A 14,974-nucleotide genomic window follows, 5' to 3' on the forward strand; every position below is an offset into this window, starting at 1 on the left:
CGATGTCTCACCTCTTGCGCCGCCCCGCGGCCTTGTCTGTCCGGGCTTCCCTGCTGCTGTGCAGCCTGGGCATGTTCGGGCCAGCCACCAGTTTTGCCCAAGGCCGCGTCGCTGCGGCGCCAGCCGCTGAATCCGCGCCGGCACCGGTGGTGAATTCGGCGATGGACGACCGGCTTTTCTACCAGTTGCTCGTCGGCGAGATGGCCCTGGGCGCTGGCGATGCCGGCAGCGCCTACGAACTCATGCTCGACGCCGCCCGGCGCACGCGCGACGACGGCCTCTTCCGCCGCGCCGCCGACATCGCGCTGCGCGCCCGCGCGGGCGACCAGGCCCTGGCGGCCTCGCGCGCATGGCGACTGGCCAAGCCCGATTCGGCCGATGCCGCGCGGCTGCAGCTGCAGATCCTGCTGCTGATGAACCGCCCTGAAGCCGTGGCCGAACCCCTGCGTGCGCTGCTGGCGCTCACGCCGGCAGCCGAACGCCCGGGCCTGATCTCGGTGCTGCCGCGTTTCCTGCAGCGCGCGGGTGACGCGCGCGCCGTGGCACGCCTGACCGAAGACGCGCTCAAACCCTACCGCGACGTGGAGAGCACGCGCGTGCCGGTGCGCATCGCGCTGGGCCGCGCCTGGCTGGAAGCCGGCGAACCCGCGCGCGCGCTCGAACTCGCACGAGAGGCGCAGGCCCTGGAACCCAGCTCGCCCGGCCCGGCCCTGCTGGGCATGGAGTTGATGCGCGGCCAGCCCGCGGCCGAGAGCCTCGTGCTCGATTACCTGAAGCAGCCGCAGGCCGAACCCGCGCTGCGCCTGGCCTATGTGCGCGTGCTCACCACCGCGCAGCGCTATCCCGCTGCAGTGGCCCAGTTGCAGACACTCACGCAGCAGCAGCCCGACGTCGCTCAGCCCTACCTTTCGCTGGGCGCGCTGCAGCTGGAGCTGAAGAACGTCAACGAAGGCGAGGCGGCGCTGCGTCGCTATGTCGAACTGGCCCAACCCCTGGCCGCACGCCAGGCCGCAGGTGCCGCGAACGAGCCCCTCATGGCGCGCGGCGGCGACGACGACGGCCCGGACGACGACGACACCACTGCAGCAGGCCCGGCGCAAGGGCTGGTACAGGCCTGGCTGATGCTGGCCCAGGCGGCCGAGCAGCGGCGCGATTTCGCGGCGGCCGAGGCCTACCTGGCCAAGATCGACGACCCGCGCAATGCACTCGATGTGCAGACGCGGCGGGCCTCCATCCTGGCCCGCCAGGGCAAGATCGCACAGGCCCGGGAAATCGTGCGCAGTTCCCCTGAGCGCGGCCCTGATGACGCACGCGCCAAGCTGATGGCCGAGGCTGGCGTGTTGCGCGACGTGAAACGCTGGGCCGAGGCCTACGAGGTGCTGGGCATGGCCAGCCAGCGTTTCAACACCGACGCCGACATCCTCTACGAGCAGGCCATGATGGCCGAGAAGCTCGACCGCCTGGCCGACATGGAGCGCCTGTTACGCCGCGTGATGGAGCTGAAGCCCGACAACGCGCACGCCTACAACGCGCTGGGCTACTCGCTGGCCGAGCGCAAGCTGCGCCTGCCGGAAGCCCGTGAACTCATCCAGCGCGCGCTGCAGCTCGCGCCCGGCGACCCTTTCATCACCGACAGCCTGGGCTGGGTGGAGTTCCAGCTGGGCAACCTGCCCGAAGCGGCGCGCCTGCTGCGGCTGGCCTATGGCACGCGGCCCGACACCGAGATCGCTGCGCACCTCGGCGAGGTGCTGTGGACGATGGGGCAGCGCGATGAAGCGCGGCGTGTGCTGCGCGAAGCGCGCAGCCGGGACGCGGCCAACGAGGTCCTGCGCGAGACACTGGCCCGCTTGCGCGTCGACCTGTGAACGCGGCGCGGTTCACGCGGCCTGCCATCTGGGCCGCCGCGGCCCTGCTGCTGGGCGCCTGCGCCAGCGTGACGCCCCCGCCCGACATGCCCTCGGCCACCGGCCCCTACACCACCGGCCGCCTCGCGGTGCGCGTGGACGCGAGCCCTCAGCGGGTGGCGCAAAGCGTCAGCGCTGGCTTCGAACTGCGCGGCACCGATTTGGTTGGTGAGCTGCGCCTGCTCTCACCCCTGGGCACCAGCGTCGCACAGGCTCGCTGGGCACCAGGCCGCGTGCGGCTGGAAACCGGGGAAGGCCAGCGCGAGTTCGGCAGCCTGGACGAACTGTCGATGGCCGCCCTCGGCGAGGCCCTGCCGCTGGCGGCCCTGCCCGACTGGCTGGCGGGCCGCCCCTGGCCTGCCGCGCCACACACGCCCAATGCCGAAGGCTTCGAACAGCAAGGCTGGCAGGTGCAGCTCACGCGCCTGGCCGAAGGCTTCATCGAAGCCCGCCGCACTGCGCCGCCTGCCGTGCAATTGCGCATCAAGCTGGATGCCCCCGCATGAGCCTGCAAGCCCTCTACGACCTGCTGGCACCGGCCAAGCTGAACATGTTCCTGCATGTGGTGGGCCGCCGAGCCGACGGCTACCACCTGCTGCAGTCGCCCTTCGTGATGATCGACTGGGCCGACGTCCTGCACATCGAACGCCGCGACGACGGCCGCCTGCAGCGCCACGATCTCGGCCCCGCGCTGCCCGCAGACGACCTCTGCCTGCGCGCGGCCCGCGCCCTGCAGGCCGCCAGCGGCTGCACCCTGGGCGCCGACATCCACATCCACAAGCACGTGCCCTGGGGCGCAGGCATGGGCGGCGGCAGCTCCGATGCAGCCACCACGCTGCTCGCGCTGAACCGGCTGTGGGGCCTGCAGTGGCCGCGCGAACGTCTGGCGCAACTGGGCCTGAAGCTCGGCGCCGACGTGCCGTTCTTCATCGGCGGCCGCAATGCATTCGTCGAAGGCATCGGCGAGGTGCTGCGCCCGATCGACTGGCCGGTGCAGGCCTACGCGGTCGTGAAGCCTGCCGCATCCTTGCCGACGCGAGAAATCTTCGAGCACCCGCTTCTCAAGCGCGACACAGAAGCTGTTATAGTTGTGGGCTCTCCTGAAGAGGCAAGCCGCAGCGGCCTGCCGGCAGACTGGATGCAGCGTTTTGTTGAAGGCTACGGCCGCAACGACCTGCAAGCACCCGCCGAAGACCGCTGCCCGGAAGTGGCGCAAGCCCTTTCGTGGTTGGCGGCCCGTTACGGCAACAGCCGCATGACGGGCTCCGGCAGCGCCGTCTTTTCAAGAGTGGGCACGTCGGCGCCATCCCTGGCGACAGACCCGGCGGCAGATTTCCAGAATCTGCCAACAGGCTGGGTGGGGCGGATGTGCAGCAGTTTGTCTGGGCACCCTTTGCGGGCTTGGGCCGACTGACAGGTTTTGGGTGGTGGCCTCCGGGCTGCAACCTGTGTAGGGGAGTCGCCAAGTTGGTTAAGGCATCGGATTTTGATTCCGACATGCGAGGGTTCGAGTCCTTCCTCCCCTGCCAAATCTTCTTCTGACGCCAGGCGCGGCCACCACCGGCCCCGCCGGCGCACCTCCGACGGAGACACCAGCGTGCTTTTCAACACCGTGCTGTTCACCGGCAACGCCAACCCGGTGCTCGCGCAGGAGATGGCCAAGCACCTGGGCGTCGAGGTCGGCGCCGCCTCCGTCGGCCGTTTCTCCGACGGCGAGGTCACCGTCGAGATCCGTCAGAACGTTCGCGCCCGCGACGTCTTCGTGGTGCAGTCCACCTGCGCGCCCACGAACGAGAACCTGATGGAACTGCTGATCATGGTCGATGCGCTCAAGCGTGCCAGTGCGCGCCGCATCACCGCCGTGATCCCCTACTTCGGCTACGCCCGCCAAGACCGCCGCCCGCGCAGCACGCGCGTGCCCATCAGCGCGAAGGTGGTGGCCAACCTGCTGGAAACCGTGGGCGTCGAGCGCGTGCTCACGATGGACCTGCACGCCGACCAGATCCAGGGCTTCTTCGACATCCCCGTCGACAACATCTACGCCAGCCCGGTGCTGCTGTCCGACCTGAAGAGCAAGAACTACCCCAACCTGGTGGTGGTGAGCCCCGACGTCGGCGGCGTGGTGCGCGCCCGCGCGCTGGCCAAGCAACTCGGCTGCGACCTGGCCATCATCGACAAGCGCAGGCCCACGGCCAACGTGTCTGAAGTGATGCACGTCATCGGCGAGATCGAAGGCCGCAACTGCGTGATCATGGACGACATGATCGACACCGCCGGCACGCTGGTGAAGGCGGCCGAGGTGCTGAAGGCCCGCGGCGCCAAGAGCGTCTACGCCTACTGCACGCACCCGGTCTTCTCGGGCCCGGCGGTGGAGCGCATCGCCAACTCGCAGATCGACGAAGTCGTCATCACCAACACCATCCCGCTGTCGGACGCCGGCAAGACCTGCACCAAGATCCGCCAGTTGTCGGTGGCTTTCCTGTTTGCCGAGACCATCCGCCGCATTTCCGATGGCGAATCGGTCACCTCCCTCTTTGCCGAGCAGAACAACAACTTCTGAACGGCAAACCTCGACACCGCGGCTGGCGCGGTGTCATTTCCCTGGCGCCTGGTCGCGGGCGCCTCATCCACTTGGAGTTTTCATGAAATTCACCGCTTATGCGCGTACGCTGCAGGGGACCGGAGCGAGCCGCCGCCTGCGCCACGCCGCCAAGGTGCCCGGCATCGTCTACGGTGCCGGCACGCCCACGATGATCGAACTCGATCACAACGCCCTGTTCTTCGCGCTGAAGAAGGAAGCCTTCCACAGTTCCATCCTCGAGATGGAACTGGGCGGCAAGGTCGAGAAGGTGCTGCTGCGCGACTTCCAGATGCACGCGTTCAAGCCCATCGTGCTGCACATCGACTTCCAGCGCGTGGACGAGACCACCAAGCTGCGCAAGAAGGTGCCCCTGCACTTCAGCGGTGAAGAAAGCTCGCCGGCCGTCAAGACCGACAAGTGCCTGGTCAGCCACGTGGCGCTGGAACTCGAGATCGAGTGCCTGGCCTCGCAACTGCCCGAGTTCGTCAACATCGACCTGTCGGGCCTGACGAAGAACCAGAGCCTGCACGCCAGCGACCTGCAGTTGCCCGCCGGCATCAAGGCCGTCAAGCGCGGCACGCTGGACCCGGTGATCGTTGCCGTGACCACGCCGAAGATCGAAGAAGAAGTGGCCCCGACGGCCGTGGTGGCTGCCGACAAGGGCAAGGGCGCCAAGCCCCGCAAGGAAGAGAAGCAGCAGAAGGGCCGCGGCGGTTAAGCCCCCCCTTCGGGAGTCCCTCTCTCCCGTGCTGCCAGGCCCCACCTCGGTGGGGCTTTTTCGTTTCCACTGCGCCCAATAATCGTTCCCATGATTCGACTCTTCGTTGGCCTGGGCAACCCAGGCACCGAGTACGAGGCCACGCGCCACAACGCCGGTTTCTGGTGGATCGACGCGCTGGCGGCCAAACTCGGCGTGCGCTTGGTGCCCGAGCGCGCCTACCAGGGCCTGGTGGCGCGCGCCAACCTGCCCGGCGGCCCGGTGTGGCTGCTGGAGCCCATGACCTTCATGAACCGCTCGGGCGCTTCGGTCGCGCCGCTGGCGCGCTTCTTCAAGATCGAGCCGAAGGAGATCCTCGTCGTGCACGACGAGCTCGACGTGCTGCCCGGCCAGGCCAAGCTGAAGCTGGGCGGCAGTTCGGGCGGGCACAACGGCCTGAAAGACATCCACGGCCTGCTGGGCACCCCCGACTTCTGGCGCCTGCGCCTGGGCATCGGCCACCCGGGCGTTAAGGCCGAGGTGGTGAACTACGTGCTGAAGAAACCGGCGCCCGAGCAGCGCGAAGGCATCTTCAAGGCCATCGACCAATCGCTGGCCGCCAGCGAGCTGCTGATCGCCGGCCAGATGGACAAGGCGCTGGCCGCCATCCACGCCCAGCCGCCCCGCCCCAAGCCGCCGCGCAAACCGCCGGCGACGGCCACGCCTGACGCCACCACCGGAGAGCCCCCCCCATGAAGCAACTGCTCGTGACACTCGCCCTGTGCAACCTGGCGGGGCTGGCCAGCGCCCAGACGGTCTGGCGCTGCGGGCCGGACGGCCGCAGCTTCAGCGACACGCCCTGCGCCGAAGGCCGCGCACTCGCCGTGGCCGAGACGCGGCCCGCCGAAGACCTGGCGGCCGCCCGGGCCCGCGCCGAGCACGAAATCCGCCTGGCCGAACAGCTGCGGCGCGAGCGCCTGGCCGAAGAAGCCGCTCAGCGCGGCAGCGGGCTGGCCTCGCTGGGGCCAGTGGCGGCTGACACGAAGCGCCCGCCTCTGCGCCAGGCAACTGGATTCAAGCGCCCGTCGAAGGAAGCCCAGCTTCGGCCACAGGCGCTGCGGCCGGCGGGCCCTGCAGCACGTGGTACTTCGCGAGCAGTTGCACCTTCGTCTCGACAAAAGACGGATTGACCGGGATGCAGCTCACCGGGCACACCTGCACGCACTGCGGTTCGTCGAAGTGGCCCACGCATTCGGTGCAGCGGTGGGGGTCGATCTCGTAGATCTCCGCGCCCATCGAGATGGCCTGGTTCGGGCATTCGGGTTCGCAGACGTCGCAATTGATGCACTCGTCGGTGATCCACAGGGCCATGTCGGTGCTCGGTTTCGGTGCTGGGGTGGCGGGTTCAGCTGTCGGACTGCGTGACGCGCTCTTTCAGCCGCCGCAGCACCGAGGGTGCCACGAACTTCGAGACATCACCGCCGAGGCTGGCAATCTCGCGCACGAAGGTGCCGCTGACGAACTGGTACTGGTCGCTCGGCGTCATGAACACGGTCTCGACGTCCGGCATCAGTTGCCGGTTCATCCCGGCCATCTGGAACTCGTACTCGAAGTCGCTGACCGCGCGCAGGCCGCGCACCACCACCTTGCCGCCGGCATCGACGACGAAGTCGCGCAGCAGGCCGCGGAAGGCAGTGACCTCGACGTTGCCATAAGGCGCAGCGATCTCCTGCGCGATCTCCAGGCGCTCGGCGATGGTGAACATCGTGCGCTTGTGGTGGCCCACGGCCACGGCCAGGATGAGGCGGTCGAAGAGGCTGGCGGCACGCCGCATCAGGTCTTCGTGGCCCAGGGTCATGGGGTCGAAGGTACCCGGGTAGACGGCGGTGAGCGGGGCTTTGAGGGTCACGGCGCGAGCCTCCTGGCGGGGGTCAGGGTGGGGGGTGCCTGGCGCGGCGCGGCCAGTGTAGCGGGGGCTCAGAGCGGCGCCTGCCACAGCTGGCTGTGCACCGCGCCGGCGCGCTGGCTGCGGTGCAGCACCAGGCCGGCGGGCGCTTCGGCCAAGGGCGCCGGGCCCTCCAGATAGACGTAGCCGCCGGGCACGACCAGCCGCGCTGCGGCGGCCGCAGCCGCTGCGCCAAGACCGGCATCGAAAGGCGGGTCGAGCAGCACGGCTTCGAAGCGCTGCGGCGTGCAACCGGCCATCCAACGCAAGGCCTCGCTGCGCTCGATCTTCACGGCCTCGGCCTTCAGGCGTTCGCGGCTCTCGCGCAGGCTGGCCACCAGGGCCGGGTCGAGTTCGAGCAGCACCGCCTCGGCGGCGCCGCGCGAAGCAGCCTCGAAGCCCAGGGCCCCGCTGCCGGCGAAGGCGTCCAGCACGCGCCAGCCGTCCAGCGTCTGGCCCAGCCAATTGAAGAGGGTCTCGCGCACGCGGTCGGGCGTGGGGCGCAGGCCGGGGCGGTCGGCCACGGGCAGCTTGCGGCCGCGGTACAGGCCGGCGATCAGCCGCACCTCGCCCGGGTGCCGCGTGGCAGGCTTGATGACGGGCCGGGTCGACTTGGGGTCGCGGCCATGGGCCTGCGGCTTGCGCGGGGCGGGGTTCTTCACAGGCGCACCGGGATGCCGTCGCGCGCCATCAGCGCCTTGGCCTGGCCGACCGTGAACTCGCCGTAATGGAAGATGCTGGCGGCCAGCACCGCATCGGCGCCGCCGATGCGAATGCCCTCGCTCAGGTGCTCCAGCGCGCCCACGCCGCCCGAGGCGATGACGGGCACCGGCACCGCGTCGCTGACGGCGCGGGTGAGTTCGAGGTCGAAGCCGACCTTGGTGCCGTCGCGGTCCATGCTGGTGAGCAGGATCTCGCCCGCACCCTGCTCGGCCATCTGCCGCGCCCAGGCCACGGCGTCCAGGTGCGTGTTCTTGCGCCCGCCATGGGTGTAGACGTCCCAGCCCGGGCCCTGGGCGGCCAGGTCGTCGCCTGCACGCCGCTTGGCATCGATGGCCACGACGATGCACTGCGCGCCGTACTTGTCGGATGCGTCGCGGATGACCTGCGGGTTCGCCACGGCCGCCGAGTTGAAGCTGACCTTGTCGGCGCCGGCGTTCAGCAGGCGCCGCACGTCTTCGACCGTGCGCACACCGCCACCGACGGTCAGCGGGATGAAGACCTGCGAGGCCACGGCCTCGATGATGTGGAGGATGAGGTCACGGCCGTCGCTGGTGGCGGTGATGTCCAGGAAGGTCAGTTCGTCGGCCCCCTGGTCGTTGTAGCGCGCCGCGATCTCGACGGGGTCGCCGGCGTCGCGCAACGCAACGAAGTTGACGCCCTTGACGACACGGCCGCCAGTCACGTCGAGACAGGGAATGATTCTTTTGGCGAGCATGCGCGATTATCCCGTGCCGAACTGGCACCCCTCGCTTGCGGGGTGGCTGACCCTTCGGGCTGTGCAATCGCGCGGGCAGCAGGTACAAACGCGCTGGGATATCTCTCCCGCCGTTTCCCGGAGTTCGCCATGCGCGCATCCCTGATCGCCGCCGCAGCAGTGGGGCTGTTCACCGCTCTGCCTGCCTCGGCCCTGACCACGATCTTCGTCACCACGCTGTCCAGCGCCGGTGAACCTGTGCCCACCTCCACGGCCACCGGTGCAGCCATCGTCACCTTCGACGATGTGGCCTCCACGGTGACGGTGCAACTCAGCTTCGCGGGCCTGGCCAACAGCGCCCCCTTCGGCCACATCCACTGCTGCACCGCAACGCCGCTGACGGGCAACGCCGGCGTGGCGCTGAACTTCACGCCGCTGCCCGCCACCACCACGGGCACGTACTCGAACGTGTTCGCCCTCACCCCCATAGCCTTCAACTCGCTGCTGACCGGCGCTGCCGCCGGCCGAGCCTACGTGAACATCCACACGCCCGGCACCTACCAGGGCGGTGAGATCCGCGGTTTCCTGCCCATTACCACGGTGGTGCCCGAGCCGGGCACCTACGCCCTGATGCTGGCCGGTTTGGGCGCCGTGGCATTCGCCGCGCGCCGCCGTCGCGGCTGAAGCGCCCGACACCCGCAAGAAAGCCGCCCTCGGGCGGCTTTTTCGTTCAGGCGCGGAAAAACTGGCCTGCTCAGGCCTGGGCCAGTTCGTCGGCGCGCTGCTGGGCCGCCGTGAAGTCGAGCGCGCCGGTGTAGATGCTGCGCCCGCAGATCACGCCCTCGACACCTTCGGACTCCACCGCGCACAGGCGCTCGATGTCGGCGATGTTCGACAAGCCGCCTGAGGCAAACACAGGGATGGTGAGCGCACGGGCCAGCTTGACCGTGGCATCGATGTTGATGCCCGTCAGCATGCCGTCGCGCCCGATGTCGGTGTAGATCACGCCTTCGACGCCGTAATCCTCGAACTTCTTGGCCAGATCCACCACCTCGTGGCCGGTGAGCTTGCTCCAGCCGTCGGTGGCGACCTTGCCGTCCTTCGCGTCGAGGCCCACGATGATGTGGCCGCCGAAGGCGCTGCAGGCGTCCTTGAGGAAACCCGGGCTCTTGACGGCGGCCGTGCCGATGATCACGTAGCTCAGGCCGTCGTCGAGGTAGCGCTCGATGGTGTCCAGGTCGCGCAGGCCGCCGCCGAGTTGCACGGGGATCTTGTCGCCCACCACGCGCAGGATGGACTTCACGGCGCCCTCGTTCACCGGCTTGCCCGCAAAGGCGCCGTTGAGGTCGACCAGGTGCAGGCGGCGCGCGCCCGCGTCCAGCCAGCGCTGGGCCATGGCGGCGGGGTCGTCACCGAAGGTGGTGACGACGTCCATGTCGCCTTGTTGCAGACGGACGCACTTGCCGTCCTTGAGATCGATGGCCGGTATCAGCAGCATGGCTCGGGGGGAGCGTGGTGGGAATGGGGCAGCAGGGCGCTGGAGGGTGGGCAGGGCTGCGCGGGGAGCGTCAGGGTTGCCAATGCAGGAAGTTGCGGTACAGGGCCAGGCCCTGCTCGGCGCTCTTCTCGGGGTGGAACTGGGTGGCAAAAATGTTATCCCGCGCGACGGCGCAGGTAAAGCGAGCGCCGTATTCGGCTTCGCCCACGCTGTGCGCGGCTTCGGCTGGCGCTGCGTAGTAGCTGTGCACGAAGTAGAACCAGCTGCCCTCGGGCACGCCGGCCCACAGCGCGTGCGGGCGCTGATGAACGCGGTTCCAGCCCATCTGCGGCACCTTGTAGCGGCTGCCGTCGGGCTGCAGCCGGTCTTCGAGTTGGAAACGGTGCACGCGGCCCGGGATCAGCCCCAGGCCGGGCGTGTCTTGTTCCTCGCTGTGGTCCAACAGCATCTGCATGCCCACGCACACACCCATCAGGGGCTTGTTCGCGGCGGCGTGCAGCACGGCGTCCTTGAGGCCGCTGCGCTGCAACTCGGCCATGCAGTCGCGCATGGCACCCTGGCCGGGCAGCACCACGCGTTCTGCAGACAGCACGTCTTCAGGGCGCTGGGTGACGATGACCTCCAGGCCCGTGCTGGCAGCCACGTGCATCACGGCCTGCGAGACCGAGCGCAGGTTGCCCATGCCGTAGTCGACGACGGCGACGGTGGCCATGTCTACAGCGAACCCTTGGTGGACGGGATGACACCTGCCGAGCGCGGATCGGGCGTCAACGCCATGCGCAACGCACGCGCGAAGGCCTTGAAAACCGTCTCGCACTGGTGGTGTGCGTTGTCGCCGTGCAGGTTGTCGATGTGCAGCGTGACGAGCGCGTGGTTCACGAAGCCCTGGAAAAACTCGTAGGTGAGCTGCGTGTCGAAAGCGCCCACCATGCCCGCCTTGAAAGGCACGCGCATGTGCAGGCCGGGGCGGCCGGAAAAATCGACCACCACGCGCGACAAGGCTTCGTCCAGCGGCACGTAGCTGTGCCCGTAGCGCGTGATGCCCTTCTTGTCGCCCACGGCCTGCGCGAAGGCCATGCCCAGCGTGATCCCCACGTCTTCCACGGTGTGGTGGCCGTCGATGTGCAGGTCGCCCTGGGCTTCGATGTCGAGGTCGATCAGGCCGTGGCGCGCGATCTGGTCGAGCATGTGGTCGAAGAAACCGATGCCGGTGGCCAGCTTCGCCGCTCCGGTGCCATCCAGGTTGATGCGCACGCGGATCTGCGTCTCTTTCGTGTCGCGGCGTACTTCGGCCACGCGTTGCAGGGCTTCGCTCACAGGCTTTCCTTCAGGGCACGGATCATCACGATGTTCTCTTCGGGCGCGCCGACGGTCAGGCGCAGGCAGTTCTGCAGCAGCGGGTGCAGGCCGGCCACGTGCTTGACGAGCACGCCGCGCTGCTTCATGCCTTCGAAAGTGCGCTTCGAATCGGGCACGCGCACCAGCACCATGTTGGCTTCGCTGGGGAAGACCTGCACGCCCGGCACGTCAGACAACGCTGCCATCAGCCGCGTGCGCTCTTCCTTCAAAAGCGCCGCCTGGCGTGCGTACTCGCCCGCATGCTCCAGCGCGAAAAGGCCGGCTTCGGCGTTCAGCACGCTCACGTTGTAGGGCGGGCGCACCTTGTCGATTTCGTCGATGAGCGCTGTCGGGCCACAGAGGTAGCCCAGGCGCACGCCGGCCAAGCCGAACTTGGACAGCGTGCGCAGCACCAGCACGTGATCGTGCGCACCCAGGCGCGGCAGCCAGGTGCGCGCGCTGAAGGGCTGGTAGGCTTCGTCGAACACCACCAGACCGTTCTGCTTGCCGATGGCCGCGACGATCTTCTCGATGACGGCATCGTCGAAGAGATTGGCCGTGGGGTTGTTCGGGTAGGCAATGTAGGTGATGGCCGGACGGTGCTGCTCGATGGCGGCCAGCATGGCGGCCTCGTCCAGCTGGAAGTCGGCCGTCAGTGTCACGCCAACGAAGTTCAGGCCGCGCAACTGGGCGGACATCGCGTACATCACGAAGCCGGGCACTGGCGCGAGGATCGTGGCGCCGGGGACATCGCAAGCCACCGCCAGCAGGTCGATCAGCTCGTCCGACCCGTTGCCCAGCATCAGCCGCTGGCCGGCCGGCAGTTGCACGTGGGCGGTGAGCGCCGCGGCCAGATCGGCCACGCGCTGCGCGGGGTAGCGGTTGATGGCCGCACGGCCCAGGCGTTCACCGAGTGCGTGCTGCAGTTCCGGCGGCAGCACGAAAGGGTTCTCCATCGCATCGAGCTTGATGAAGCCGGCGCTGGGCTGGATGGCGTAGGCGTGCATGCCCTGCACGTCTTGCCGCAAGGTCTGCTTCAGGCGTTCGGTGCCCATGACTCAGTCGCCTCCCAGCGCGAGGATCATCTTGAGCTCGCCTTCGTCCACCTCGCCGGTGTAGCGGAAGCCCAGCTTCTCGTAGAAGTCGCCGGCGTGGCCTTCGAGTTCGACGTGAGAGAGCCCCACGGAAGGCAAGCCCAGGCGGCGCGCCTCTTCGATCACCCACTGCATCGCGCGGCGGCCGTGGCCCAGGCCCTGGAAACGTTCGTCCACCAGCAGGCGCCACACGTACAGTTGATCGGCGGGCGACTTCTTGTCCATGCGCATGTCGTAGAGCAGCATCATGCCGACGGCTTCTTCGTCGCTGCCTTCGCCGCTGAACATGGCCACGGCGCGCCCGGCGGGCTCGTAAGCCACTTGCGCCAGCGAACGCTCGACGTTGGAGACCAAACGCCGCTGGCCCGCAGCCACCTGCAGCTTGAGCACGGCGTCGACATTGCCGGCGTCCACCGGGCGCACGCTGAAAGGCCGATCGGCCGCCGCTGGCGCGGGTGCCGCCTGCGGGTTCAGCCGCATCTCGGCCGCACGTGCGTGGCCTTGCAGGCCTTCGCCATAAGCCAGCGTGGCGGCCACCGGGCCCAGCACCTGGGCGCCGGCTTCGCTCACCTCGATGAGGCTGCTGCGCTTGACGAAGTCGTACACGCCCAGCGGCGAGCTGAAGCGCGCCGTGCCACTGGTGGGCAGCACGTGGTTGGGGCCGGCGCAGTAGTCGCCCAGGCTCTCGCTGGTGTAGGCGCCGAGGAAGATGGCGCCGGCGTGCTTGAGCAGCTTTTCCCAGCGGCCGGGCTCGGTGGTGCTGACTTCCAGGTGCTCGGGCGCGATGCGGTTGCTGATCTCGCAGGCTTCTTCGAGGCTGCGCGTGAGGATGAGCGCACCACGGCCTTCCAGGCTGGCACGGATGACCTCCTGGCGCGGCATCTCGGGCAGCAGCCGGTCGATGGCGGCCTGCACCTGCGCGATGTAGTCGGCGCTCGGGCACAGCAGGATGCTCTGCGCAAGTTCGTCGTGCTCGGCCTGGCTGAAGAGGTCCATGGCCACCCACTCGGCCGGCGTGCTGCCGTCGGCCAGCACGAGGATCTCGCTGGGCCCGGCGATCATGTCGATGCCGACCTGGCCGAAGACGCGGCGCTTGGCGCTGGCCACATAGGCGTTGCCCGGGCCGGTGATCTTGTCGACCCGCGGCACCGTGGCGGTGCCGTAAGCCAGCGCGGCCACGGCCTGGGCACCACCGACGGTGAATACGCGGTGCGCGCCGGCCACGAAGGCCGCGGCCAGCACCAGCGCGTTCTTCTCACCGCGCGGCGTCGGCACCACCATCACGATCTCGGGCACCCCGGCCACCTGCGCCGGAATGGCGTTCATCAGCACGCTGCTCGGGTAGGCGGCCTTGCCGCCGGGCACGTAGATGCCCACGCGGTCCAGCGGCGTGACCTTCTGGCCCAGCAGCGTGCCGTCGGCATCGCGGTAGTGCCAGCTGCGGCTGCTGGCTTCCAGCTGGCGCTGATGGTAGCGGCGCACGCGTTCGGCAGCGGCCTGCAGGGCCGCGCGCTGCGTGGCGGGCAGCCCTTCAAAAGCAGCGCGCAGTTCCTCGCGGCCGATTTCCAGCGCCGCCACGCTCGCGGCCTGCACGCCGTCGAAACGCGCGGTGAGTTCCAGCAGCGCCGCATCGCCGCGTGCGCGCACGTCGGCAATGATCTCGGCCACACGGCTTTCGATGGCGGCGTCGGTCTCGGCCGACCAGTGCTGCAGCGCGCCGAACTGCGCCTCGAAATCGGCGCTCGCCGTGCTGAGGTGGCGGATGTTCACAGGGCGGCTCATGCTTGCGCTCCCAGGGCGGCCTCGAAGGCCTCGACCAGCGCGCGCAGCGGCTCGCGCTTGAGCTTCAGCGCCGCGGGGTTCACCACCAGGCGCGCCGAGATGTCCATGATCTTCTCCACCTCCACCAGGTGGTTGGCCTTGAGCGTGCTGCCGGTGGAGACGAGGTCGACGATGGCGTCGGCCAGACCCGTGAGCGGCGCCAGTTCCATCGATCCGTAGAGCTTGACCAGGTCGACGTGCACACCCTTGCTGGCGAAGAACTGCCGCGCCAGGTGCGTGTACTTGGTGGCCACCTTCAGGCGCGAGCCCTGCTTCACGGTGGCGGCGTAGTCGTAGCCCTCGCGCACGGCCACGCTCAGGCGGCAGCGCGCGATGCCCAGGTCGAGCAGGCGGTAGAGGCCGCCGCCGTGGTCGGCCGCAGCTTCCAGCAGCACGTCGAGCCCGGCCACGCCGAGATCGGCGCCGCCATGCTGCACGTAGGTGGGCACATCGGAAGCGCGCACCAGCACCACACGCACATCGGGCCGGCTGGTGCCGATGATGAGCTTGCGGCTCTTTTCGGGGTCTTCCAGCACCTCGATGCCCGCGGCGCGCAAGAGCGGCAGCGTGTCTTCGAAGATGCGGCCTTTGGACAAGGCGAGCGTGATCATCGGTGTGGGTGTCCGTCGATGCGCTGCCGGGCCCGCCTGGTGCACCCCCTCTTGTGTCGCAGGTGGCG

18 protein-coding genes, 1 tRNA gene and 1 pseudogene are annotated in these 14,974 nt (G+C 68.9%); 9 read left to right on the forward strand and 11 right to left on the reverse strand.

From position 1 onward, the window contains the following. Positions 1 to 2: 2 nt before the first annotated feature. The 8 genes from EOE66_RS06115 (at position 3) to EOE66_RS22450 (ending at position 6,372) form a co-directional block, all read left to right on the forward strand. A complete protein-coding gene (locus EOE66_RS06115) occupies positions 3 to 1,865 on the forward strand; it encodes a tetratricopeptide repeat protein (RefSeq protein WP_245478933.1) in 1,863 nt (620 codons plus the stop codon). Further along, on the forward strand, positions 1,862 to 2,410 hold the full coding sequence (locus tag EOE66_RS06120) for an outer membrane lipoprotein LolB (protein ID WP_245478934.1): 549 nt from the start codon (positions 1,862 to 1,864) through the stop codon (positions 2,408 to 2,410). The genes EOE66_RS06115 and EOE66_RS06120 overlap by 4 nt, the downstream gene beginning before the upstream one ends. 2 nt (positions 2,411 to 2,412) lie before the next feature. Next, on the forward strand, positions 2,413 to 3,318 hold the full coding sequence (ispE, locus tag EOE66_RS06125) for a 4-(cytidine 5'-diphospho)-2-C-methyl-D-erythritol kinase (RefSeq protein ID WP_205702661.1): 906 nt from the start codon (positions 2,413 to 2,415) through the stop codon (positions 3,316 to 3,318). 38 nt (positions 3,319 to 3,356) lie between these two features. Then, positions 3,357 to 3,433: transfer RNA gene (locus EOE66_RS06130), tRNA-Gln, on the forward strand. 68 nt (positions 3,434 to 3,501) lie between these two features. Continuing rightward, on the forward strand, positions 3,502 to 4,464 hold the full coding sequence (locus EOE66_RS06135) for a ribose-phosphate pyrophosphokinase (RefSeq protein ID WP_128227786.1): 963 nt from the start codon (positions 3,502 to 3,504) through the stop codon (positions 4,462 to 4,464). A gap of 82 nt (positions 4,465 to 4,546) precedes the next feature. Then, positions 4,547 to 5,203, forward strand: coding sequence for a 50S ribosomal protein L25/general stress protein Ctc (locus EOE66_RS06140; protein ID WP_128227787.1), 657 nt, complete (start codon positions 4,547 to 4,549; stop codon positions 5,201 to 5,203). A 90-nt stretch (positions 5,204 to 5,293) separates the two neighbouring features. Then, positions 5,294 to 5,938 carry an aminoacyl-tRNA hydrolase gene (gene pth, locus EOE66_RS06145; protein ID WP_128227788.1) on the forward strand — a complete coding sequence of 215 codons (645 nt, stop codon included), beginning with the start codon at positions 5,294 to 5,296 and terminating at the stop codon, positions 5,936 to 5,938. Then, positions 5,935 to 6,372, forward strand: a complete 438-nt coding sequence (locus tag EOE66_RS22450; protein ID WP_375137458.1) for a DUF4124 domain-containing protein — start codon at positions 5,935 to 5,937, stop codon at positions 6,370 to 6,372. Before pth ends, EOE66_RS22450 begins: the two co-directional genes overlap by 4 nt. Here the strand turns inward: EOE66_RS22450 and EOE66_RS06150 are convergent. From EOE66_RS06150 to hisF, 4 genes are all read right to left on the reverse strand, one after another. Further along, positions 6,257 to 6,553, reverse strand: coding sequence for a YfhL family 4Fe-4S dicluster ferredoxin (locus EOE66_RS06150; protein ID WP_128227789.1), 297 nt, complete (start codon positions 6,551 to 6,553; stop codon positions 6,257 to 6,259). The genes EOE66_RS22450 and EOE66_RS06150 overlap by 116 nt on opposite strands. Before the next feature lie 34 nt (positions 6,554 to 6,587). Further along, entirely contained in the window at positions 6,588 to 7,091 is a 504-nt protein-coding gene (gene coaD, locus EOE66_RS06155; protein WP_128227790.1) for a pantetheine-phosphate adenylyltransferase, read from the reverse strand. A gap of 68 nt (positions 7,092 to 7,159) precedes the next feature. Further along, positions 7,160 to 7,789: a 16S rRNA (guanine(966)-N(2))-methyltransferase RsmD gene (rsmD, locus tag EOE66_RS06160; protein WP_310733096.1), complete on the reverse strand. Its 630-nt coding sequence runs from the start codon at positions 7,787 to 7,789 to the stop codon at positions 7,160 to 7,162. Next, on the reverse strand, positions 7,786 to 8,565 hold the full coding sequence (gene hisF, locus EOE66_RS06165; RefSeq protein ID WP_128227791.1) for an imidazole glycerol phosphate synthase subunit HisF: 780 nt from the start codon (positions 8,563 to 8,565) through the stop codon (positions 7,786 to 7,788). Before hisF ends, rsmD begins: the two co-directional genes overlap by 4 nt. Positions 8,566 to 8,694: 129 nt before the next feature. On the opposite strand from hisF, the gene EOE66_RS06170 reads away from it, so the two are divergent. After that, positions 8,695 to 9,228, forward strand: a complete 534-nt coding sequence (locus EOE66_RS06170; RefSeq protein WP_128227792.1) for a CHRD domain-containing protein — start codon at positions 8,695 to 8,697, stop codon at positions 9,226 to 9,228. A 70-nt stretch (positions 9,229 to 9,298) separates the two neighbouring features. Here EOE66_RS06170 and hisA read toward each other — a convergent pair whose 3' ends face one another. The 7 genes and pseudogenes from hisA to hisG all read right to left on the reverse strand — a co-directional run bounded on the left by hisA (position 9,299) and on the right by hisG (position 14,906). Beyond that, the gene (gene hisA / locus EOE66_RS06175) at positions 9,299 to 10,042 is read right to left on the reverse strand and encodes a 1-(5-phosphoribosyl)-5-[(5-phosphoribosylamino)methylideneamino]imidazole-4-carboxamide isomerase (protein ID WP_128227793.1); all 744 of its coding nucleotides are present in this window, start codon (positions 10,040 to 10,042) and stop codon (positions 9,299 to 9,301) included. A gap of 70 nt (positions 10,043 to 10,112) precedes the next feature. Continuing rightward, positions 10,113 to 10,754, reverse strand: a complete 642-nt coding sequence (gene hisH, locus EOE66_RS06180; RefSeq protein WP_128227794.1) for an imidazole glycerol phosphate synthase subunit HisH — start codon at positions 10,752 to 10,754, stop codon at positions 10,113 to 10,115. A gap of 2 nt (positions 10,755 to 10,756) precedes the next feature. Continuing rightward, positions 10,757 to 11,359: an imidazoleglycerol-phosphate dehydratase HisB gene (gene hisB, locus EOE66_RS06185; RefSeq protein ID WP_128227795.1), complete on the reverse strand. Its 603-nt coding sequence runs from the start codon at positions 11,357 to 11,359 to the stop codon at positions 10,757 to 10,759. Next, positions 11,356 to 12,435 carry a histidinol-phosphate transaminase gene (hisC, locus tag EOE66_RS06190; protein WP_128227796.1) on the reverse strand — a complete coding sequence of 360 codons (1,080 nt, stop codon included), beginning with the start codon at positions 12,433 to 12,435 and terminating at the stop codon, positions 11,356 to 11,358. The genes hisB and hisC overlap by 4 nt, the downstream gene beginning before the upstream one ends. 3 nt (positions 12,436 to 12,438) lie before the next feature. Next, the gene (locus EOE66_RS22350) at positions 12,439 to 12,954 is read right to left on the reverse strand and encodes a GNAT family N-acetyltransferase (RefSeq protein WP_310733101.1); all 516 of its coding nucleotides are present in this window, start codon (positions 12,952 to 12,954) and stop codon (positions 12,439 to 12,441) included. Beyond that, a pseudogene (gene hisD, locus EOE66_RS06195) lies at positions 12,940 to 14,256 on the reverse strand (histidinol dehydrogenase); the annotation flags it as partial. The gene EOE66_RS22350 and the pseudogene hisD, both read right to left, overlap by 15 nt. Further along, on the reverse strand, positions 14,253 to 14,906 hold the full coding sequence (gene hisG / locus EOE66_RS06200) for an ATP phosphoribosyltransferase (protein WP_128227798.1): 654 nt from the start codon (positions 14,904 to 14,906) through the stop codon (positions 14,253 to 14,255). The pseudogene hisD and the gene hisG, both read right to left, overlap by 4 nt. Positions 14,907 to 14,974 lie beyond the last annotated feature (68 nt).

The organism is Rubrivivax rivuli, assembly GCF_004016505.1.
Classification (GTDB): Bacteria; Pseudomonadota; Gammaproteobacteria; order Burkholderiales; family Burkholderiaceae_C; genus Rubrivivax; species Rubrivivax rivuli.

Bases quoted from the DNA above. Each gene is read 5' to 3' on its own strand.
- EOE66_RS06115 (WP_245478933.1), top strand. From the start codon at position 3: ATGTCTCACCTCTTGCGCCGCCCCGCGGCCTTGTCTGTCCGGGCTTCC.
- EOE66_RS06140 (WP_128227787.1), top strand. From the start codon at position 4,547: ATGAAATTCACCGCTTATGCGCGTACGCTGCAGGGGACCGGAGCGAGC.
- pth (WP_128227788.1), top strand. From the start codon at position 5,294: ATGATTCGACTCTTCGTTGGCCTGGGCAACCCAGGCACCGAGTACGAG.
- EOE66_RS22450 (WP_375137458.1), top strand. From the start codon at position 5,935: ATGAAGCAACTGCTCGTGACACTCGCCCTGTGCAACCTGGCGGGGCTG.
- EOE66_RS06150 (WP_128227789.1), bottom strand. From the start codon at position 6,553: ATGGCCCTGTGGATCACCGACGAGTGCATCAATTGCGACGTCTGCGAA.
- hisF (WP_128227791.1), bottom strand. From the start codon at position 8,565: ATGCTCGCCAAAAGAATCATTCCCTGTCTCGACGTGACTGGCGGCCGT.
- EOE66_RS06170 (WP_128227792.1), top strand. From the start codon at position 8,695: ATGCGCGCATCCCTGATCGCCGCCGCAGCAGTGGGGCTGTTCACCGCT.
- hisA (WP_128227793.1), bottom strand. From the start codon at position 10,042: ATGCTGCTGATACCGGCCATCGATCTCAAGGACGGCAAGTGCGTCCGT.
- hisH (WP_128227794.1), bottom strand. From the start codon at position 10,754: ATGGCCACCGTCGCCGTCGTCGACTACGGCATGGGCAACCTGCGCTCG.
- hisC (WP_128227796.1), bottom strand. From the start codon at position 12,435: ATGGGCACCGAACGCCTGAAGCAGACCTTGCGGCAAGACGTGCAGGGC.
- EOE66_RS22350 (WP_310733101.1), bottom strand. From the start codon at position 12,954: ATGCGGCTGAACCCGCAGGCGGCACCCGCGCCAGCGGCGGCCGATCGG.
- hisG (WP_128227798.1), bottom strand. From the start codon at position 14,906: ATGATCACGCTCGCCTTGTCCAAAGGCCGCATCTTCGAAGACACGCTG.